At 66.2% G+C, this 20,129-nt stretch carries 20 protein-coding genes; 11 read left to right on the top strand and 9 right to left on the bottom strand.

Translation table 11 applies throughout. The features are described 5' to 3' along the window. The first annotated feature begins 2 nt into the window (after positions 1-2). Positions 3-1,103: an acyl-CoA dehydrogenase family protein gene (locus AB0I14_RS15020; protein ID WP_358022439.1), complete on the top strand. Its 1,101-nt coding sequence runs from the start codon at positions 3-5 to the stop codon at positions 1,101-1,103. On the opposite strand, the gene AB0I14_RS15015 is transcribed toward AB0I14_RS15020, so the two are convergent. From AB0I14_RS15015 to treS, 3 genes are read right to left on the bottom strand one after another with little or no spacing between them, the layout of a single operon-like run. Further along, complete coding sequence (locus tag AB0I14_RS15015; RefSeq protein ID WP_358022436.1) at positions 1,053-2,540, bottom strand: MFS transporter; 1,488 nt, start codon at positions 2,538-2,540, stop codon at positions 1,053-1,055. The genes AB0I14_RS15020 and AB0I14_RS15015 overlap by 51 nt on opposite strands. Before the next feature lie 13 nt (positions 2,541-2,553). After that, complete coding sequence (locus AB0I14_RS15010) at positions 2,554-3,876, bottom strand: maltokinase (protein WP_358022433.1); 1,323 nt, start codon at positions 3,874-3,876, stop codon at positions 2,554-2,556. After that, complete coding sequence (gene treS / locus AB0I14_RS15005; protein ID WP_358022430.1) at positions 3,873-5,630, bottom strand: maltose alpha-D-glucosyltransferase; 1,758 nt, start codon at positions 5,628-5,630, stop codon at positions 3,873-3,875. Before treS ends, AB0I14_RS15010 begins: the two co-directional genes overlap by 4 nt. Before the next feature lie 296 nt (positions 5,631-5,926). Between treS and AB0I14_RS15000 the strand changes: the two genes are divergently transcribed. Genes AB0I14_RS15000 through pyrE form a run of 3 tightly spaced genes read left to right on the top strand, consistent with a single transcriptional unit; the run spans position 5,927 to position 7,773 of the window. Then, on the top strand, positions 5,927-6,316 hold the full coding sequence (locus AB0I14_RS15000) for a hypothetical protein (protein ID WP_358022865.1): 390 nt from the start codon (positions 5,927-5,929) through the stop codon (positions 6,314-6,316). A gap of 32 nt (positions 6,317-6,348) precedes the next feature. Next, positions 6,349-7,143 (top strand): DUF2470 domain-containing protein, encoded by a 795-nt coding sequence (locus tag AB0I14_RS14995; protein ID WP_358022427.1) that lies wholly within the window; start codon positions 6,349-6,351, stop codon positions 7,141-7,143. A gap of 60 nt (positions 7,144-7,203) precedes the next feature. After that, positions 7,204-7,773, top strand: coding sequence for an orotate phosphoribosyltransferase (gene pyrE, locus AB0I14_RS14990; protein ID WP_358022424.1), 570 nt, complete (start codon positions 7,204-7,206; stop codon positions 7,771-7,773). A 14-nt stretch (positions 7,774-7,787) separates the two neighbouring features. Here the strand turns inward: pyrE and AB0I14_RS14985 are convergent, their stop codons facing one another. Genes AB0I14_RS14985 through AB0I14_RS14970 form a run of 4 tightly spaced genes read right to left on the bottom strand, consistent with a single transcriptional unit; the run spans position 7,788 to position 11,615 of the window. Then, entirely contained in the window at positions 7,788-8,828 is a 1,041-nt protein-coding gene (locus tag AB0I14_RS14985) for an ABC transporter ATP-binding protein (RefSeq protein WP_358022421.1), read from the bottom strand. Then, a complete protein-coding gene (locus AB0I14_RS14980) occupies positions 8,825-9,598 on the bottom strand; it encodes an ABC transporter permease subunit (RefSeq protein ID WP_358022418.1) in 774 nt (257 codons plus the stop codon). The genes AB0I14_RS14985 and AB0I14_RS14980 overlap by 4 nt, the downstream gene beginning before the upstream one ends. Then, on the bottom strand, positions 9,595-10,467 hold the full coding sequence (locus tag AB0I14_RS14975; RefSeq protein WP_358022415.1) for an ABC transporter permease subunit: 873 nt from the start codon (positions 10,465-10,467) through the stop codon (positions 9,595-9,597). Before AB0I14_RS14975 ends, AB0I14_RS14980 begins: the two co-directional genes overlap by 4 nt. 8 nt (positions 10,468-10,475) lie before the next feature. Beyond that, positions 10,476-11,615, bottom strand: a complete 1,140-nt coding sequence (locus AB0I14_RS14970) for an extracellular solute-binding protein (protein WP_358022412.1) — start codon at positions 11,613-11,615, stop codon at positions 10,476-10,478. Between the two features lie 189 nt (positions 11,616-11,804). Here AB0I14_RS14970 and AB0I14_RS14965 point away from each other — a divergent pair, with 189 nt between their 5' ends. From AB0I14_RS14965 to AB0I14_RS14940, 6 genes are all read left to right on the top strand, one after another. Continuing rightward, positions 11,805-12,218, top strand: a complete 414-nt coding sequence (locus tag AB0I14_RS14965) for a hypothetical protein (protein WP_358022409.1) — start codon at positions 11,805-11,807, stop codon at positions 12,216-12,218. Between the two features lie 34 nt (positions 12,219-12,252). Then, positions 12,253-12,681 carry a TIGR03668 family PPOX class F420-dependent oxidoreductase gene (locus tag AB0I14_RS14960; protein ID WP_358022405.1) on the top strand — a complete coding sequence of 143 codons (429 nt, stop codon included), beginning with the start codon at positions 12,253-12,255 and terminating at the stop codon, positions 12,679-12,681. Between the two features lie 96 nt (positions 12,682-12,777). Then, positions 12,778-13,062, top strand: coding sequence for a type VII secretion target (locus AB0I14_RS14955; protein ID WP_358022402.1), 285 nt, complete (start codon positions 12,778-12,780; stop codon positions 13,060-13,062). Between the two features lie 3 nt (positions 13,063-13,065). Then, positions 13,066-14,352 (top strand): hypothetical protein, encoded by a 1,287-nt coding sequence (locus tag AB0I14_RS14950; RefSeq protein ID WP_358022399.1) that lies wholly within the window; start codon positions 13,066-13,068, stop codon positions 14,350-14,352. Then, positions 14,349-15,098: a hypothetical protein gene (locus AB0I14_RS14945; protein WP_358022396.1), complete on the top strand. Its 750-nt coding sequence runs from the start codon at positions 14,349-14,351 to the stop codon at positions 15,096-15,098. The genes AB0I14_RS14950 and AB0I14_RS14945 overlap by 4 nt, the downstream gene beginning before the upstream one ends. Positions 15,099-15,108: 10 nt before the next feature. Beyond that, positions 15,109-16,464: a hypothetical protein gene (locus AB0I14_RS14940; protein ID WP_358022393.1), complete on the top strand. Its 1,356-nt coding sequence runs from the start codon at positions 15,109-15,111 to the stop codon at positions 16,462-16,464. Here the strand turns inward: AB0I14_RS14940 and AB0I14_RS14935 are convergent. Further along, on the bottom strand, positions 16,444-17,211 hold the full coding sequence (locus AB0I14_RS14935) for a hypothetical protein (protein ID WP_358022390.1): 768 nt from the start codon (positions 17,209-17,211) through the stop codon (positions 16,444-16,446). The two genes, AB0I14_RS14940 and AB0I14_RS14935, sit on opposite strands and share 21 nt — an antisense overlap. A 153-nt stretch (positions 17,212-17,364) precedes the next feature. Between AB0I14_RS14935 and AB0I14_RS14930 the strand changes: the two genes are divergently transcribed. Then, positions 17,365-19,554: an elongation factor G-like protein EF-G2 gene (locus tag AB0I14_RS14930; protein WP_358022387.1), complete on the top strand. Its 2,190-nt coding sequence runs from the start codon at positions 17,365-17,367 to the stop codon at positions 19,552-19,554. A gap of 7 nt (positions 19,555-19,561) precedes the next feature. Here AB0I14_RS14930 and AB0I14_RS14925 read toward each other — a convergent pair whose 3' ends face one another. Beyond that, positions 19,562-20,122 carry a carboxymuconolactone decarboxylase family protein gene (locus AB0I14_RS14925; protein ID WP_358022384.1) on the bottom strand — a complete coding sequence of 187 codons (561 nt, stop codon included), beginning with the start codon at positions 20,120-20,122 and terminating at the stop codon, positions 19,562-19,564. Between the last annotated feature and the right edge of the window lie 7 nt (positions 20,123-20,129).

The raw sequence follows: 20,129 nt of genomic DNA, 5'->3' as shown, positions 1-20,129 counted from the left end.
CCATGGACTTTCAGCTAACTGACGAACAGACCCTGCTGGCCGACACCACCCGCGACCTGCTGTCGGGCTACGACACCGAAAAGCGCAACAAGGTGGTCGAGACCGAGCCCGGATTCGACCGCACGGTATGGGGACAGCTCGCCGAGGTCGGCGTTCTGGGGCTGGGTTTCGATGAGGACTCCGGTGGCCAGATCGAGATCATGGTGGTGCTCAACGAGATCGGGCGCCGATTGGCACCCGAACCGGTACTGCACGGGGCGATCGGTCCCGGCGCGATCATCGCCGAGGCCGGCACCGACGCCCAGCGTGCACTTCTCGACGAAGTCGCCTCCGGCGAGCGGATTCTGGCCTTCGCCCACTCCGAACCAGGGGTGCGCGGATCAGCCGGTGTGACGACTGCCGCGACGCGCAGCGGGGATGGGTGGACGCTGACCGGCACCAAGAACCCGGTACTGGCCGGTGACGTCGCCGATACATTGATCGTCAGCGCGGCCCTGCCAGATGGCGGTACCGGGTTGTTCCTGGTCGACGCGGCAAATGTCACGCGCCAGGGCTACCGCACCTTCGACGGCCAGCGCGGCGCCCAGATCGGTCTGGATTCCACTGCGGCCGAACCGCTCGGCGAAGCCGCCGACGCCGGCGACGCGATCGCCAATGCCCTGGTCCGGATCTCTGCGGGCCTGTGCGCCGAGGCGGTCGGAGTGATGGATGAATCCCTGCGGCTGACCGCTGATTACCTCAAGGCCCGCAAGCAGTTCGGGGTCACGCTCAGCAAGTTCCAGACGCTGACCCAGCGGGCCGCCGACATGTACATGTCGCTCGAACTGGCGCGCAGCATGGGCACTTACGCCGCGATGTCCATCGCCGACGGTCAGCTCGACCCGGTGATCGCGGCGCGGGCCAAACTGCAGATCGGCCGCTCGGGACGGCACATCTCGCAGGAGTCGATCCAGTTGCACGGCGGTATCGGTGTCACCGCCGAGTACCCGATCGGGCACTACGCCGCCCGGCTGACCGCGATCGAGCACACCCTGGGCTCGTCCGCCGATCAGCTACGGACGCTGGTCGATCAGCTCGACAGCTACGAGATCGCCACGCTCTGAACGGAATTGCTCCGAGAGGGCCTCGCCCGGTACCCCCGGCCGGGGCCCTTTCGGAATCGCCACGGCGATGAGTGCGGCGCCGGCGGCCGCGGCCGCGGCAATCAGCAGCGCGGTGCGGAACCCATCCAGCGACGGCAACACGTGCCCGGCGAAGTTGATGGTCAGCTGGGCCAGCACCGCGGTCATCACCGCGCTCGACGTCGAGGTGCCCAGTGAGCGGGCCAGTGAGTTGATGCTGTTGGCAGACGCGGTTTCCGACACCGGCACCGCTGCGTTGATCAAGGCGGGCAGCGCCGCGAAGGCGAACCCGACGCCGAAGCTGACGATCAGGCCGAGCACCAACAGGCCGACGGGGCTGCCGAGCATCAGGGTGCCGGCCAGGTAGCCCGCGGCGATGATCGTGCTGCCGATCACCAGCACGATCTTCGGCCCGCGCGTCGACACCACCCGTGCGGCGATCGGAGCCGCCGCCATCATCGCCAGGCCGCCGGGCGCCATCCACAGACCGGTGGCGATCATGCTCTGCCCCAGGCCGAATCCGGTTTCGCGGGGCATCTCCAGCAACTGGGGGCCCACCAGCGACAGCGCGAACATGCCGAAGCCCACCGCGATGGAAGCCAGATTCGTCAGCAGCACAGGCCGTTTCAACGTGGTCCGCATGTCCACGATCGGCGAGGGCACCCGGTACTGCCACCAGGTGAACAACCCGAAGGTCACCGCGGCGGCGACGAACATGCCCAACGTGGGAGCACTGGTCCAGCCCCACATCGAGCCCTTGGAGATCGGCAGCAACAGCAGCACCAGGCCGGCGCCCAGCGCGACGGCGCCGATCGGGTCGAAGCGGTGATCGGCGGACACCGGTTCGAGGTCGGGCACCAGCAGGACGAACAGGACTCCCGAGGCCAGGCCGAGTGCGGCCGCACACCAGAACAGTGCATGCCAGTTGAACTGTTCGGCGATCACGGCCGACAACGGCAGGCCCAGCGCGCCGCCGACGCCCAATGACGCACTCATCAACCCCATGGCCGAGGCCACCCGCTCGGGAGGCAGGGCGGCACGCAGCACGCTGATGCCGAGCGGGATCACCGGGGCGCCGAACCCCTGCAGCCCCCGCCCGATGATCAAGGGGATCAGCGAGGTGGTCAGGGCCGCGATCACCGATCCGATGAACAGCAGTGCAGCGCACAACACGAGAATCCACTTGGGGCCGTACATGTCTCCGAGCCGGCCCAGCATGGGGGTGGCGACGGCGCCGGTCAGCAGGGTCGCGGTGATCGCCCACGATGCGTTGGCTCCGGTGGTGTCGAGCAGCGCAGGCAACTGCGGGATCAACGGGATGATCAGGGTCTGCATGAGCGAGACGCTGATACCGGCCGCCGCGAGAACGGCGATCAGCAGCCCGTCGGACGCCGGTCGGCGCGCAGGCTGATTAGGCATACTAATGAAGATATCAGCCGATCAGGCGAGTCACCGATCCCAGCGGTACGGGCAGCCAGCTCGGCCGGAACCGGGCTTCGTAGGCCGCCTCATAGACCGCCTTGTCCAGCTCGTAGGCCGCCAACAACGCGGCGTGCTCGCGTGGATCGGCGCCCGCCACCGCGGCATAGCCGTCGCAGAACGCCGTGCTGTTGCGGTCGGCCCACTCCCGGGCCCGGGCCGCCAACTGCCGGGCCCGGTCATCGTCTCCTGCCAGGTCCAACAGGCGGGCATACGCCGCGTAGTCGAAAGACCTCAACATGCCCGCAACGTCGCGCAGCGGGGAGTCGGGGCTGCGCCGCAACTGCAACGGCTGGCCGGGCTCGCCCTCGAAATCGATCAGCAGCCAGTGTTCCGGCGTGCGCAGCACCTGCCCGAGATGCAGGTCGCCGTGCACCCGCTGCACACCGACCTGCTCGTCGGCCAGCTTGCGGTAGCGGTCCTCGATCAACGAGACATGCTCGCGCAGTTCGGGTACCGCCTCCGCGGCGGTGGCCAGCCGCGCGGACATGAGCTCGGCCGGGAACGGCACCGACTCGGTGCCGAGCTGCTCGGCCAGGCACGCGTGCACCGAGGCCACGGCCTCCCCCAGCCGGTGGGACTCGGCGGCGAAGTCACCGCCGACCTCGTCGGCGTACAGATCGCCCTCGGCGAACAGGTCGCGGGTGCTGGCGTTGGCCATATCCCAGCCCTCGGCGGAATTCGCGGCGAACTCGGTCACCATCCCCAGCGCGAAAGACTCACCGTCCCAGTCGATATCGATCGATCCGAGCAACCTGGCCACATGCGGGTTGCCGGCCCGGGCCAGCACCCGGTTGAGCTCGATGTCGGGGTTGGTGCCCGCGGTGATCCGCCGGAACATCTTGAGCACGGCGTCCTGCCCGAACACCACGCTGGTGTTGCTCTGCTCGGCTGCCGACACCCGGGGCAGCGCCTCCAGGGGCAGGGTGGCCTCCGGCTCCTTGCTGCACCTCATGACGCCCACCGTGGCCGAACGGTCGACCAGCTCCAGCAGGTACCGCGCGGCGTCCTGGTCATAGAGGGCGTCATAGCCGGTCCGCCCGGCGTCGCTGCCGATCGTGGCCACGGAGCTGTACTCCTCGATCGGGTCCGCATCCCACTTCACCAGCACCTGGTAGCGCTCGGTGGTTCCGTCGACGTAGGACACGTGCAGCAGCGTCAGGTCGAGGTCCTCGTTCAACTCGAGCACCAGACCTGGTGTGGCGGCGGCCAACTCGCGGCCGCGGCCGGCGTACCAGCGCTGCTGACTCAGCCAGTCACCGAATTCGAGACTCATTGCTGTGCGGCCTCTCGCTCGGGCCCGCGAAGCTCAAACCAGTAGAACCCGTGGCCGGGAAGGGTCAGCAGGTACGGCAGCTGACCGATACTGGGGAACTCGACGTAGCCGGACATCTCGATGGGCGTGTATCCGCTCCACTCCTGCAGATTCAGCTCGATCGGCTGCGGGAACCGCGACAGGTTGTTCACACAGAGTATGGCGTCACCGGCGACTCCGGCTTCCTCGTCGAGCTGACGGACGTATGCCAGCACCGACGGATTGGAGCCACCAAGCTCGCGGAACGTCCCGAGCGCGAACGCGTCGTGGCGGCCGCGCACGGCCAGCATGCTGCGGGTCCAGTTCAGCAGCGACGTCGAACTGTCGCGCTGGGCTTCGACATTCACCGACTGGTACCCGTAGACCGCGTCCTGGTTCGGCGGCAGGTAGAGCCGGCCCGGGTTGGCGGTGGAGAACCCCGTGTTGCGGTCCGGCGTCCACTGCATCGGGGTACGCACGCTGTCGCGGTCGCCCAGCCAGATGATGTCGCCCATGCCGATCTCGTCGCCGTAGTAGAGCATCGGTGATCCGGGCAGGGACAGCAGTAGCGCGGTGAACAACTCGATCTGGTTGCGGTCGTTCTCCAGCAGCGGAGCCAGCCGGCGGCGGATACCGACGTTGGCCTTCATCCGCGGATCCTTGGCGTACTCGGCGTACATGTAGTCACGCTCGTCGTCGGTGACCATCTCCAGGGTCAGCTCGTCGTGATTGCGCAGGAAGATCGCCCAGTGTGCCGTGTCCGGGATCGCCGGCGTCTGGGCCAGTATCTCGGAGATCGGGAACCTCGACTCCCGTCGCACCGCCATGAAGATCCGCGGCATCAGCGGGAAATGGAAGGCCATGTGGCATTCGTCGCCGCCGGTGGCCGGATCGCCGAAATACTCGACCACGTCGGCGGGCCACTGATTGGCCTCGGCCAGGAGCACCCGGCCCGGGAACTCGTCGTCGACCACCTTGCGGCAGCGCTTGAGGAAAGCGTGCGTCTCGGGCAGGTTCTCGCAATTGGTGCCCTCGCGTTCGAACAGGTAGGGCACCGCGTCCAACCGGAAACCGTCGATACCCAGATCCAGCCAGAATCGCAGGACGTCGATCATCGCCTCCTGCACGGCTGGATTCTCGTAGTTCAGGTCCGGTTGATGCGAGAAGAACCGGTGCCAGTAGAACTGCCGGCGCACCGGGTCGAACGTCCAGTTCGACTCCTCGGTGTCGACGAAGATGATGCGCGCGTCGGCGTACCGGTCGCTGGTGTCGCTCCAGACGTAGAAGTCTCCGTAGGGGCCGTCGGGGTTGTTCCGCGACTCCTGGAACCAGGCGTGCGAGTCGGAGGTGTGGTTCATCACCAGGTCGGTGATGACTCGAATACCACGTCGATGTGCGCCGTCCAATAGCGTGACGAAATCCTCCACGGTGCCGAACTCCGGCAGCACTTTGTAGAAGTCCCGGATGTCGTAGCCACCGTCACGCAGCGGCGAATCGTAGAACGGCGGCAACCAGAGGCAGTCCACACCCAGCCATTTGAGGTAGTCGAGTTGTTGGGTCAGACCCCGCAGATCGCCGACACCGTCGGCGTTCGAGTCGTAGAACGCCCGGACCAGGACCTCGTAGAACACCGCCCGCTTGAACCAGTCACGGTCGGTGGGCAGCGTTCTGGCATGGCCGAAGTCCTCGGCGGTCGGATGCTCGACCATGCAGTGATCGTCGTGAACGTTGTCCATCAGCTTCCAAACGTACCCACTTCGTCCGTCCCCGACACCTGCACGGAACCTGGCACGGAGCGTGGCGATCCGAAACGATCCTGCAGCAACGTGATTCGCCAATGTGCGCGTGTTTGCGGAAAAACTAACGGTTGAATAAGAGACAGCAACGGGTTACGTTTTCCCCGCATTTGATCTCCTCGTCGGCTATGGGCCGGCGAGCACAAACTTTCGACGAGGGATGGCCTGTGGGTGAGTCGGCACCTAATGACGGTGAAGCACCAGTAATCGTTGGACTTTCTGATGCAGCGATGCACATGTACATCGCCGCGATCGACGCGCTACCGCCGGTCGGCGACCCGGAGTACGCCGACCGCGCCGCAGTCGTCCTCAGCGGTCTGCGCAAGCTGCAGACGTCGCTGTCGGAGGCGGCGGGACGCAGCCGCGTCACCCCGTCGGTCATCGTGGCGCTCAGCGGCGTGCGGCACCGCTACGACGAGCTGATGACGACCGCGTCCGAGGGCCCCGGCGCCACGCTCGGTCAGCGTCTCTACGTTGCGCGCGGCAAAGCGAAGCTGTCCACCGAGGAAGCCGCCAACGGCGTCGGGCTACGTAAGGACCTGATCGAGGCCGTCGAGGCCGAGGAGCCCGCGACCGAAGCCGAAACCGCTCAGATCAAGGATCTGATCGCCGCGCTCGGCGGCTGATCCACCCGACGCACGAACGGTAGGGTCGCTGCGTGACACGCGATCATGGCGACCCCGGTGATGCCCCCTCGGTTCCTCCCCCACTGACGGAGGTTGTCGAGGGGGCACGTCCGTCTGCAGCCGAGGAAGCCCGCACCGTCGCCGCGTCGACCAACGCAGGCACGCTGGCCTCGCTCACCGCCGACGGCGACCCGTGGGCGTCCTTCGTCACCTACGGGCTCCTGGCCGGCGCACCGGTGCTCTGTGTGTCGAACATGGCCGAGCACGGCCGCAACCTTGCCGGCGACCCTCGGGCCAGCATCTCCGTCGTCGCCCCCGACACCGGGTCAGATCCGTTGGCCGGCAGCCGCGTCACGCTGGCCGGGGTCGCCGAGCGGCCCACCGGCGACGAGCTCGCCGCGGCCCGCCAGGCCCACCTGGACGCGGTGGCCGCCGCCCGCTACTACATCGATTTCAGCGACTTCTCGCTCTGGGTGCTGCGTGTACGACGCGTGCGCTGGGTCGGCGGATACGGCCGGATGGACTCGACCACCGGCGAGGCCTATGCCGCCGCCCAACCCGACCCCGTCGCGCCGCACGCCGCCGGTGCGGTCGAGCATCTCAACGCCGACCACGCCGATTCGCTGGCCGAGATGGCCCGTGCCCTCGGCGGCTATCCCGACGCAGACGCGGCAGTGTGCACCGGGGCGGACCGCTACGGCCTGGATCTGCGGGTCACCACCGAGCGCGGGATTGCCTACACCCGCGTCGGCTACGCCGCGCCGATCAGCTCGTACGGCGAGCTGCGGGCGGCCACCGTCGAGTTGGCTCAGCGCGCTCAGGCTTGATCGGCGCACCGCGCCGGCTACGCCCGCGACCCCGCCACGCCGTGCAATACGATCGCGGGTATGCCTGAGCGCCCGGAGACCTGGCAAGCCGCCTTCGACCTGATCCGCACCCGCGGCTACGAACACCGTGAGGAACCGTTCCGGCTGGCCAGCGGACAGCTGAGCCACGACTACATCGACGGCAAGTTCGCCATCGACACCGGCGAGCGGATGACCATCGTGAGTCGCGCGGTCGCCGATCTGGCGGCCGCGACCGGTATCGAGTTCGACGCCGTCGGCGGGCTGACGATGGGCGCCGACCCGCTGGCCCACGGTGTGGCGATGGTGACCGGCAAGGCCTGGTTCTCGGTGCGCAAGGAACAGAAGTCACGTGGCCGCGAGCAGTGGATCGAAGGCACCCGGCTCGAGCCCGGCACCCGCGTGCTGCTGGTCGACGACGTGATCAGTACCGGCGGCTCCACCGAGATCGCCTTCGAGCGGGTCACCGCCGTCGGCGCCGTCGTCACCGGAGTCATCCCGATGGTCGACCGCGGCGACGTGGCCACCGGACGGTTCGCCAAGCGCGGGGTCCCGTTCGCGGCGCTGGTCACCTACCGCGATCTGGGCATCGAACCCGTCAAGGACGTCTAGGGCCGACGTCTGAGCTAGATCACCAGCACCGGCGCCCGCTCCAGGGCGAGGCTGACCACCACGCCGGGCCGGAAGGCGCGGGCTCGGGAGCTGGGCAGCTGCGCGTGGATCAGCGAGCCGTCGGGCAGCGACATGTACACGTGGGATGTGGGGCCCAGGAACGCCACGGATTCCACCACCGCCGGCCCGTCCGGATCGGCGCGCACCCGGACCGATTCCGGCCGAACCATCGCGGTACCCGCCCCGGCGCTGATCGATCCGGGCAGCGTCGGCAACTCGGCGCCCAGCAGTCTGGCCCGTCCACCCGACACCCGAGCGCGCACCTTGTTGTGCAGGCCGACGAATTCGGCGACGAACGGCGTCGACGGGCGCGAGTAGAGCACGGCGGGAGTGGCGAGCTGCTCGAGTTTGCCGTGACTCATCACGCCGACCCGGTCCGCAACCGCGAGGGCCTCCTCCTGGTCGTGGGTCACGAACAACGTCGTGATGCCGACTTCGAGCTGTACCCGCCGGATCTCGTCGCGCAATTGGGAACGCACCTTGGCATCGAGTGCCGACAGCGGCTCATCGAGCAGCAGCACCCTTGGCTCGATCGCCAGGGCCCGGGCCAGCGCCACCCGCTGCTGTTCGCCCCCGGACAACTCACTTGCGTACTTACCCTTGTGCGCCGCCAGACCCACCAGGTCGAGCATGTCTGCGGCTCGAAACAGTCTGTCCTGCTTGGATTTTCCGCGCATCTTCAAGCCGAACGCGACGTTGTCCAACACGGTCAGGTGCGGGAACAGGCTGTACGCCTGGAACACCATGCCCATATCCCGCTTGTTCGCCGGCACCGAGCTGATGTCACGGCCGCCGACGAGCACGGTGCCGGAGCTGGCCTCCTCGAGTCCGGCCAGGATTCGCAGCGCAGTGGTCTTGCCGCAGCCAGACGGCCCGAGCAGTGCCACCAACTCGCCGGGCTCGATGGACAGGCTCAGCCCGTCGAGCGCGTGGACGTTGCCGTAAGTGCGGGTGAGGTCGCGAAGTTCAACCCGCACACCGGCACCGAGACTCATGTCTGAACTCCCAACGTTCGACGGCGGCCCCGCGTGAGCGCCGCCAAGACCAACAACAGAGCGAATCCGAGCAGCAGGGTGGCCAGCGAGGCCGCCACCGACGTCGCGCCGTCGCTCTTACCGATCGCCACGATCTGCACCGGGAGCGTCTCGAAGCCGCTCAGCGAGGCGACGGTGTATTCACCGAGCACCACCGCAATGGAAATGAACGCCGCGGACAGGATCCCGGACCAGATGTTGGGCACGATCACCCGGGTGATCGTCGACAACCAACCGGCCCCGAGCGATCGGGCGGCCTCCGACAACGTCTGCAGGTCGATTGCCGACAGCGCGGAATCGATTGCTCGGTAGGCGAACGGCAGTACCAGCACCACGTAGACGAACGTCAGGGTGAGCGCCGATTCGCCGAGAAGGTAAGTGACCCACAGGTACACGTTGCGAAGGCCCACCACGATCACCAGGGCCGGGATCGTCAATGGCAGCAGGCACAGAAACTCCACCATCGGTGCGGCCCAGCGGACCCGCACGCGCACCCAGATCATCGTGGGAACCAGCAGCACCAGCATCGCGATGACGGTGAACACCGCGAGCAGCAGTGAGATCAGAATGGCCTGATACAACGCCTCGTCGGCGACCAGGTTGCGCCATGCCGCGCCGGTGCGCCCGCCGGCGAGCAGGTTGCGGGTGGAGAAGTCGGCCATGGCATACAGGGGAAACAGGAAGAACAGGCCGAACACCACCCAGAGCGCCACGCGGGCAGCGCGATTCATTTGAGCCACCTCGCCGTGCGGCGCACCAGCGCGTTGTAGGCGATCATCACCACGGCCACCACCACGATCATCTCGCACGCCAGCGCATAGGCGAAGCCGGACTGACCCAGCACGACCTCGCTGGTGAGTGCGGCGCGGATCAACAACGGCACGATCGGACTGCCCTGACTGACCAGGGCGGCCGCGGTGGCATAGGCGGCAAACGCATTGGCGAACAACAACAACGCCGATCCCAGGAACGCCGGGGTCAGCAGCGGCACCGCGACCTCCCGCAGGTATTGCCACCGTGACGCGCCGAGGCTCACCGCGGCCTCGCGCCACTGCTCACGCAACCCCTCGAGGGCGGGCAGGAAGACGATCACCATCAAGGGGATCTGGAAGTAGCTGTAGACCAGGATCAGCCCGCCCAGTCCGTACAACCAACCCGAGCCGGCCAGGTCCCAGCCGAGGTTCTCCCTGACCCACAGCGTCAGCACGCCGTTGAGCCCGATGGTGGCCAGAAATGCGAAAGCCAGTGCCACACCGCCGAACTGAGCCAGCACACTGCACAGCGCCAGCACCGTGCGCCGAAGCATCGACGCCGGTGGGCTGCTGACGATCAACCAGGCCAGCGCGGCGCCGAGTACCGCCCCGATCAGCGCGGTACTGGCCGACAGCGCAATACTTTTCGCCAGCGCGGTCAACGCGGTACCGGAGAACAGCGCTGCGATCCGGTCAAGAGAGAAGGATCCGTCGGCGAAGAACGCCATGACGATCACCGTCACGGTGGGGACGATCAGGAACACCGTCACCACCGCCACAAACGGCAGCAATGGCAGCGCGTCACGGATGTCGGCGCGAAGGTCCCGGCGCGAAGTACTACCCGGCATTCAGGGCATCATCCGATCGCCTTGGCCCAGTTGTCTGCCAGATACCTGTTGGCCTTTTCGGTTTGGTCCTGGGTCGCGACGGTCACCGGGCCGTCGATGGGGGGCAGCTGACCGAACGCGGCACGGTCGGCGGTGCCGGCGAGAATCATGTTGTCGGCGCGCACCGGGCGCACCCCGCCCTTGGCATACAGGTTCTGGCCCTCGTCGCTGAACAGGAATTCCTGCCACAACCGGGCCGCCGCCGGATGCGGCGCGTCCTTGCTGATCGCCTGGAAGTAGTACCCGGCGACCAGCGCCTCATGGGGAACCATCACCTGCCAGCCGGGGACCTTCTGGCTCTCGGTGCCGTTGAGGTAGTTCCAGTCGATCACGACGGGGGTCTGCCCCGATTCGATGGTGGCCGGGGTCGGGTCGAGCGGCAGGAAGTTGCCTGCCTCGTTGAGCTTTTCGAAGAACGCGACGCCGGGGGCGATGTCATCGGCTGACCCGCCCTGAGCCACCGCCGCCATCAGCACCCCGGCGAACGCGGCGCCGGCCTGAGTCGGATCCCCGTTGAGCGCGACCATGCCGTGGTATTCGGGCTTGAGCAGATCGTCGACTGAGGTGATCGGCGGAACCTTCGTGGAATCGAAGCCGATGGACATGAAGCCGGCGTAGTCGTTGACCCAGGTGCCGTCCGGGTCCTTGAGCTTCTCCGGGATGTCGTCGAACGTGGCCACCTTGTATGGGGCGAACATCGAGGTGTTCGCGAGAGCGACCGACTGTCCCAGGTCGAACACGTCGGGCGCGGTGCTCTTGCCCTTCTGCTGGTTGGCCGCGTTGATCTCTTCCTGGCTGGAACCGTCGGGCTGCGCCGAGTTCACCTCGATGCCGTACTTGTCCTCGAAGGCCTTGATGATGGCGCCGTAGTTGGCCCAATCCGGGGGCAGCGCAATGACATTGAGCTCGCCCTCGGCCTTGGCCACCGCGACGAGCTTGTCCATCCCGCCGAAATCGGCTGCCGACTTGGCCTCGGCGACCTTGACTCCGGTATCGGTGTCGCCGCCGGCAGCACCCTTCTGCGGCGGCGCGCACGCCGCCAGACCCACCGCGACGAGGGCCGATGCGGCCAGAGCAGCAGATGCTGTCACGATCCGGGACGAGATCATTGCCAAACCCTCCGTCGGTCACCAAGCGCGCGCACCGGCACCCTATCGCGACCTCACCGAACGTGAGAGGCATCGCCGCGACCTGGGATTTTGGCATCGCGCTTCGAGTGAAATCTGTTGGACCCGAATGGCACCGCGGGCCGCCCGGTGAGTGGACGGCGGCGATCCCGGCTGACTAGGGTGGCGCCCATGACGCCCATCCGCACGAACCTCGCACGTCGGCGGCGTCCACTCGCCACAGCTGGCGCCTTTGTGGTCATCTGCGCCGGAGCTCAGTTCGGGATCGCACCCGCCACGGCGGCCTTCGACGCGCAGGGATATGACAGGTGTACCGCGACGGCGGCACCCGGAGCCGACCAGAACTTCGACGCCGTCGCCACGACCTGCTGCGTCGATAACGCGGGAGTCCCTGCCAACACCACATACGGCGTGGGCTGTGTCGCGCCCGTCGAGAATCCGCCAGAGGACTACCGGCCCACGATCGTCATGCCGAATCGGCCCGCGCCACCTGGTGAGGGCGATGACCCGAACTACGACGAGCTCATGAAGCTGCCACCGCTCCCGGACGACGGTGGACTGTCCGGCGACCTACCGCCGCCCTGACGCATTGCCGGTTTCATCCACATAGTCTGGAGTGATGGCCGATCTCGATGCCGCAATGCGATTCGCCACGGCACCCACCGCGGTCCTGGCGACACTGAGACCGGACGGCGCACCGCATCTGGTGCCGGTGGTGTTCGCGGTCCAGCGATCCGGCGACGGACCCACACCGGCCACGATCTACACGGCAGTGGACGCCAAACCGAAGTCCACCCAGCGGCTGCGCCGGCTGGCCAATATCGAAGGCGATTCCCGGGTCAGCCTGCTGGTCGACCACTACGCCGACGAGTGGGCGCACTTGTGGTGGGTTCGGGCCGACGGACTGGCGACGGTCCATCACAGCGGCGACCAGATGGCCACGGGCTATGGACTTCTGCGCGCGAAGTACCCGCAGTACGAGCGAATTGCGCTCAATGGTCCGGTGGTCACCGTCGAGGTCACGCGCTGGTCGTCCTGGCAGGTGTGAGCACGTCGGGGCAGCCAGATTGGTGATCGGAGGGGTCACCGACCTGCCTTAACATCTTTGACGAGACAGCAAACCAACAGGGGAACGGAGGCTGTCATGGAGGTTGACCCCGAGGTCCTGCGTGCCTTTGCCGGTCAGGTGGATATCGCGTCGGGGCTGATCCGCGAGGCTGACGTCGGTAGCAAGGTCTCCACCGCGGCCAACGGCTTGGACGGATCGACCACGCAGTGGGCGGCACAGCTCGTCGGTGCACACGTCAAACAGGTGGCCGAGAAAATCGCTACCAGCGTCAACGACATGGGTACCGCGGTGCGCGGCGCGGGCAACAGCTATGAGGTCACGGACGCCGGTCTGGCGGGCAGCTTCGGAAAGATCTTCTGACCCGTGTTGCCCTCACGTCCTCGTCTCGAACGCTGGAATCCCGACTCGCTGACTCCCGCCGGTGAAGCCATCAAGACTTCCGGTGCGGCCGTCGGGGACGCGGTCTCGCGGATCAACAGCAATCTCGCGACGATGCCCGAGACCAAAGCGTGGTCAGGTGATGCGCACAACGCAGCCACGGCGATGTTCGACCGGGCCAAAAAACAGACCGACGACTTCTCGAAATACACCACCGCCGTGGGCGACGCGTTCAAAGAGGGTGCCGGCACCATCGGAGGTGCCCGCACCCCACTGCTGAACAAGGCCGACGAGATCGACGCAACCGGCCAATTGCATGTCAGCGATCAATGGGTGGTGTTGATCCACGGCGGTCAAATGACCGTCGAGCAGGCTGCTGCGCTGGAGAAGCGTGCTCAGTCCGAGCAGGTCAATGTCAACTTGTTGCTGGCGAAGGTGGGTGCGGCCGACGAGAGCGTCGCCGGGAAGGTGACGAGCGCGGCACAACAGCACGGATTCGAGGTGCCCAACCCAGGCGGCCTGGGCAGTCTGTTTCCCGGAATTCAGAAGCCGGGCGACGAGGTGCCAAACCCGCTGTCAACGATCGGAATGCTGCAGCAGGGCATCCTCCGCGACACCGACATGTCGCAGACAGTGCGGGAAACGAAGGTAGAGACGCAGTACAACCCCGCCACCGGAGAAGCGGTCGCGACAACCACGACCCGATACATGATGGACGGCAGCAAGAACGTCCACACTGTCGATGCCAAACCAAATTTCTCAGATCGAGGGCCGCTCACCACCGACGTGCATATCGACAAGAACGGCAACGAGGTTTCCAGAACAACGACGGTCACTTTTGAGGATTGGGCTCAGTACGGGATGGCCGGAAAGACCATCAGCACTACCCAATACGCGAATGGCACGATCGCCGAGGTGACGAAGTGGCCCGATGGCAAGGAAACCGCCTACGTCCGTACGCCGGATGGTCGTCAGGCAGATGTTCCCATCAATCTCATCGACCATCCAATTTTGAGCCCGCTCGGCGCTACCGGAAAATACTTCGGGCCGGGCGTAAGTATTGCCACCTCATTGTGGGACATAGCCGTGGCAGAGACGAGTTTTCAGAAATGCGTCGCCACAGCTGAGGGTGTCACTTCGGTTACCGCCGGTACGCTCGCCGGAATCGCGGCGTCAGAGACAGGCCCGCTCGCCATCCCGATTGGCCTGACCGCAGCGCTCGGCGGCGAAGCCCTCGGCAACTGGATCGGCAACACCTTCTGCCCCCGATGAAAACCTCCGGTTACCTCCGCCTGGCATTCATCTTCGCCATATTGATCGGCGGCGGCGGCTTCGTCACGGTCTGGGCTGTCATCTGGTTCACCCGCGGCAGTTATTTGACGGCAGCCCTCTGCCTCGGCGCATCGCTGTTGCTCTTCAGCTTGCTGTTTCACCATGCTTACCCACTATCGGGGGCAGCACACCCGAGGTGCGAGTACGGCCCCGAAGGCACCCAAGTCCGTCCGCAGAGATATGCAGATCTGATATTCAGCATCGGCCTCCTGATGGGCGTCCTGTCCGCGGGTGCATTCCTCATATTCGCGCAGTTCGATATGGTCGATTTCATTCCATCCAGCACCAACCGGCTGATTTTGCCGGCCGGTTGCATTTTCTACGTCATCTACGGCGCGCCGGTCCTCTATCGGATGTTCAAATACCAAGACGGAAAACACCTGCGATTGGATCCGCACGGTTTCGAGGTGTGGGACGGTCAGTGGAATTCGTTCGCACGTGGAACGTGGGACGATGTCGAACAGATCCTGGATCACCCCCTCAAGGGCAAGACGTCATTCACCGATCTGATTGTTTTCATCCTCCCCAAAGGCCGCAGCGCAAAGCTGGGCTCCGGCACCATCACCGCCGACAGCCATGCGCTCCGCGAGTGGGCGCGGTTCTATTGGCAGCATCCCGACTACCGCACCGAACTGACCGACGGACGTGCCCTACAGCGGCTTGAGGATGGGAAGTTCAACGTCTAGTGACTCCGCAATGCGTATCCGGTCTCGCCTGACAGCGACAGCGCGTATCGCGCTCGTGCTGCTGACCGCCACCGGGTGTGTCGTCGACGGGCGCCCGGTCCGCGACGGATTGCCGACCGCAACGGAATTGGGGTTGCCCCAGCAATCTCTGTTCGCGATGCCGATGCGCCGCCAGCCGGTGCGGGGCTGGCGGATCGGCGCAGCCACACTCGGATTGGATTCCAAAGCCAACATCCGCTACTCACCGATCCGCAACATCGGGGACCGGGCAATCTTTCTGGCGATGACCTCTGCGGACTGGTCGGTGATCGGCATCGACGTGAGCAACGGACACAAACTGTTCGAGCCAGTCCGCTTGGGCCGTCACGAAAGCGCCGAAGGCATGCTGGCCTCGGCCTGTTTTGCCAACGGCCCGAAAATGGTCGTGTGCCTTCGAGGTGGCACCGAACCGGGTGCCCGGACACATGCCTGGGTCATCGACACCGACACCGGTGGGTTGCGCTACGACGGGCCCACCGACCTGAATTGGGCCATGCCCAAGGCAGATCCGGCCGTCAAGCAACTCGGCGACTATCTGGTGGCCACCGCCGATGATCAGGGAGTCTACGGTGTCGGCCCTCGCGCCGAACTGACCTGGCACGTGCCGGGCACCGGATCCGGGTCATTCCCCAAAGACGACGATAGCGATGTCCCCGCGCCGGCCCTGGCAGTGCAGTCCCGTCTGCGTGAGCCCGACGTGGTGTTCTCCCTCGCCGACGGCAAGGTACTCACGCCGCCGGTGCCCGCCGGCGAGAAGGTTCGCCGAGCTGTCGTATACGCGGACGGCTTTGCCTACGAGCTCGATCGCGATTACACGGGCACCGGCATCGCATTCTTCGATGACGAGGGCCGCGAGCAGGGCCGACTCGACGGTGACGCGCAGCTACGCTCCGGCTCTGAAGTCATTCCGATTGCTCAAACCGAAACTGCTGACCGAGTTCTCACGATCGCCGGCAAGCCACTGCTGGAGCTGCCGAAATTCAATTTGATGCCGTACACCCGTCTGGCCGGCACGACGCTGTTGGTCTCCACCGACGAGGACCAACGGATATGGCGGCAGTTCGATCTGCGCACTGGCACCGAAGGCAAGACTTGTGACAACGAGGCGATCTCATACGCCTATATCGGCTCCAGCGGCGACGTTGTCGTCACGAGCGGTGGGCGCAACACGAAGGCTCTGGCCCAGGGCATGGATCTGATGACGTGTGAAACCCTGTGGACGCTACCCGGACCCACCATTGACGAAGCCAAAGACATCTGGCGCGTGAACACAACGCTTGTCCTACGCGTCAACAACGAACTGTCATCACTCGTCCCACCGGACTGATACCTCGCCATCGATGCACGCGCGGAGCCTCTGGGCATCAAGCGGTACGGCATAGCCGGCATCATCAGGCTCGTACAGGTAGTCGCCGTCATCGTCGACGTTGACCCAGTACCGAGTCGCGCCGGAGAGCGACTGCACTGTCCCGATCGCTGCGACCTCACTCCCATCCACAACGCGCACGGGCGGACCGTCTGGCTCCGCATGTGGAATCGGGAAGCCGAGGTCGTCATACAACTCGATCGACTCAGGCGGGGCCGGAAGTCGATCCTCCAAGCCCGCGACCGCGATGCGCGCATGAGAGCCAGGGCCGACCAGTCCGACCGAATCAGCGATCACCGCGCTCAAGTCCGCCGGTGCTGCGGAGTAGATGTCGACGGTGTCGACTCCATCAGGGTCACTGTGCTGCACCGCAACAAACCCGGACTCGCCGGCCAGCAGACCCTGCAAACGAAGATCGGGGGTGCCCTCATCGGAGAAGCTCACCCGGCAGCCCACGCAATCATCAGCCCGTACAAAGGCTTCCACCCACGCTCGAACACCATAAAGGTCTCCACCGTTGAGGCGATCTTCGATCGGCCCCACTTCTCTGGTGAGAAGCCACACCGATCCCACCGGTCGGCTACGGCCCAACGGATACGGCAACATGTCGCGGCCGTACAGTTCGCAGGCCGCCTCCAGATCGACCACCGCAATACTGCCCACCGCGTCCAACGACTCTGCCGTACCGAGACTCGGCGCATGTGTCATGAACACATTCTGACAGCCTGCTGTGCATTTTCTCGGAGCGTTCACCTGCAGTCCGATCGGGCAGATCTTGTGCTCCAGGTCACATCGGGGAATGGTGGAGTGCAGGTCCGGCGGGCCGCAGCGGGGCGCCCCGGGGACACCAGGAGGAACGCCATGGCGGACAAGACGCATTCGGCCGGCAACGGGGCTGTTCCGATCGCGGACAGCCCCGCCGTCATTCGTAACGTCGCGCTCGTCGGCCCGTCGGGTGGAGGCAAGACCACCCTCGTGGAGGCGCTGCTGGTCGCCGCCGGTGTGCTGACCCGCGCGGGTTCGGTGGTCGACGGGTCGACGGTCTGCGATTTCGACGAGGCCGAGATCGGCCAGCAGCGCTCGGTCGGGCTGGCGCTGGCCCCGTTGCAGCACAACGGAATCAAGGTCAATTTGATCGACACCCCCGGATACGCGGATTTCGTCGGGGAGCTACGCGCCGGGTTGCGTGCCGCCGACTGTGCGCTGTTCGTCATCGCGGCCAACGAGGACATCGACGAACCGACGAAGGCGTTGTGGCAGGAATGCGCGGCGGTGGGCATGCCGCGTGCGGTGGTGATCACCAAGCTCGATCACGCCCGGGCCAACTACGCCAACGCGCTGGCCGGCGCCCAACAGGCCTTCGGCGACAAGGTGGCACCCCTGTACTTCCCGGCCGGGGACTCCGGCTCGATTGCCGGCTCGGCCGGCGGTGTCATCGGTCTGCTCACCCGCACGTACTACTGCTACAGCGGCGGCACCCGGACCACCCGGCCGCCCGACGGCGCCTACGACGACGAGATCGCCGAACTCCGAGGCTCCCTGATCGAGGGCATCATCGAGGAGTCCGAGGACGAGACGCTGATGGAGCGCTACCTCGGCGGCGAGGAGATCGACGAGGCAGTGTTGATCGCCGACCTGGAGAAGGCCGTGGCCCGCGGCTCGTTCTTCCCGGTGATCCCGGTGTGCAGCGGATCCGGGGTCGGCACGCTCGAACTGCTCGAGATCGCCACCCGCGGCTTCCCGTCACCGCCCGAGCACCGCCTGCCCGAGGTGTTCGCGGCCAGTGGCGCTTCCCGCAAGCCGATGAGCTGCGATCCGTCCGGGCCACTGCTGGCCGAGGTGGTGAAGACGACGTCGGATCCGTATGTCGGCAGGGTCAGCCTGGTCCGGGTGTTCTCCGGAACCATCAGGCCCGACGCCACCGTGCATGTGTCGGGCCATTTTTCTGCGTTCAACGGATCCGTGGCGCCGGCCGGGTCGCACGGCCACGCCGATCACGATGAGGACGAACGCATCGGCACGCTGTCCTTCCCGCTGGGCAAGCAGCAGCGCCCGGCACCGACGGTGGTGGCCGGTGACATCTGCGCGATCGGGCGGCTGAGCCGCGCCGAGACCGGTGACACCCTCAGCGACAAGGCCGATCCCCTGGTGCTGCGCCCGTGGACGATGCCCGACCCGCTGCTGCCGATCGCGGTGCAGCCCCGCGCCAAGACCGACGAGGACAAGCTTTCGGTCGGGTTGCAGCGGCTGGCCGCCGAGGATCCCACGCTGCGCATCGAACAGAATCCCGAAACCCACCAGATCGTGCTGTGGTGCATGGGTGAGGCGCACGCCGGGGTGGTGCTCGACGGATTGTCCCGGCGCTACGGAGTCACGGTGGATACCGTCGAGCTGCGGGTACCGCTGCGGGAAACGCTCGGCGGCAAGGCAAAAGGACACGGGAGACACGTCAAACAGTCGGGCGGGCACGGACAGTACGCGGTGTGCGACATCGAGGTCGAACCGCTGCCGGAGGGCTCCGGATTCGAATTCGTCGACAAGGTCGTCGGCGGATCCGTACCGCGCCAGTTCATCCCGAGCGTCGAGAAGGGCGTGCGGGCCCAGATGGAAAAGGGAATGGCCGGCGATCACGGGGACACCGGCTACCCCGTCGTCGACATCCGGGTCACGCTGGTCGACGGCAAGGCACACAGTGTCGACTCTTCGGATTTCGCCTTCCAGATGGCCGGCGGGCTGGCGTTGCGGGAAGCCGCCGCGGCCGCCGGTGTGAACTTGCTCGAGCCGATCGACGACGTGACCGTGGTGGTGCCCGACGATCTGGTCGGCGCGGTGATGAGCGATCTGGCGAGCCGACGGGGCCGGGTCCTCGGCACCGACAAGGCCGACGAGGACCGGACCGTGGTGAAGGCCGAAATTCCCGAGGTCGAACTGATCCGGTACGCGATCGACCTGCGGTCCCTCTCGCACGGCGCCGGCGCATTCACCCGGCAGTTCGCCCGCTACGAGCCGATGCCCGAATCCGCCGCGGCACGGGTACGCCGCACCGCGTAGTCGTCTTTCAGTTCGCGAGCGAGGCGTAGAACTCGTCGCTGCCTGCGCCGTCCTCGAGCTGGACTTCGAAGGTGTTCAAGGCGAAGGCCAGCGTGCTGTAGCCGCCGAAGGTGAACATCAGATCCATCCGCTGACGGTCGTCGAGTTGCTGCCCCAGGCGCTCCCAGACTCCAGCCGATATCCGGGATCCGGCGTGCAGTTCATCGACCGCGTCCAGCACGGCCTGGTCGAATTCGTCTGCCGCCGAGCCGCTTTGAGCTGCCTCGACATCAGCCTCGGTCAACCCCACCTGCCGCGCCATCGCGCTGTGATGACCCCACTCATACACACAGCCGTGGTGGAAAGCGGTACGCAGGATCACCAGCTCACGGATGCGCTTGGGCAGCGTGGAGCCCTTCTGCAGGTATGTGTTGAACGGCAGGAACGCCCCGGCCAACCCGGGGTGGCGCACCAGCGTCGACAACGCGTTGCCCGCCTTGTCCGGGCGGCGGCGCTCCGGCGGCACCGTGGAGGCCAACGCCTCGCGCGCCTGATCGTCCCAGTCTTCAGCCGGCAACGGCGTCAACATGCGATAG

It is taken from the genome of Mycobacterium sp. NPDC050441 (genome assembly GCF_040655355.1).
GTDB lineage: Bacteria > Actinomycetota > Actinomycetes > Mycobacteriales > Mycobacteriaceae > Mycobacterium.
This window is presented reverse-complemented; position numbering and strand designations above follow the sequence as displayed.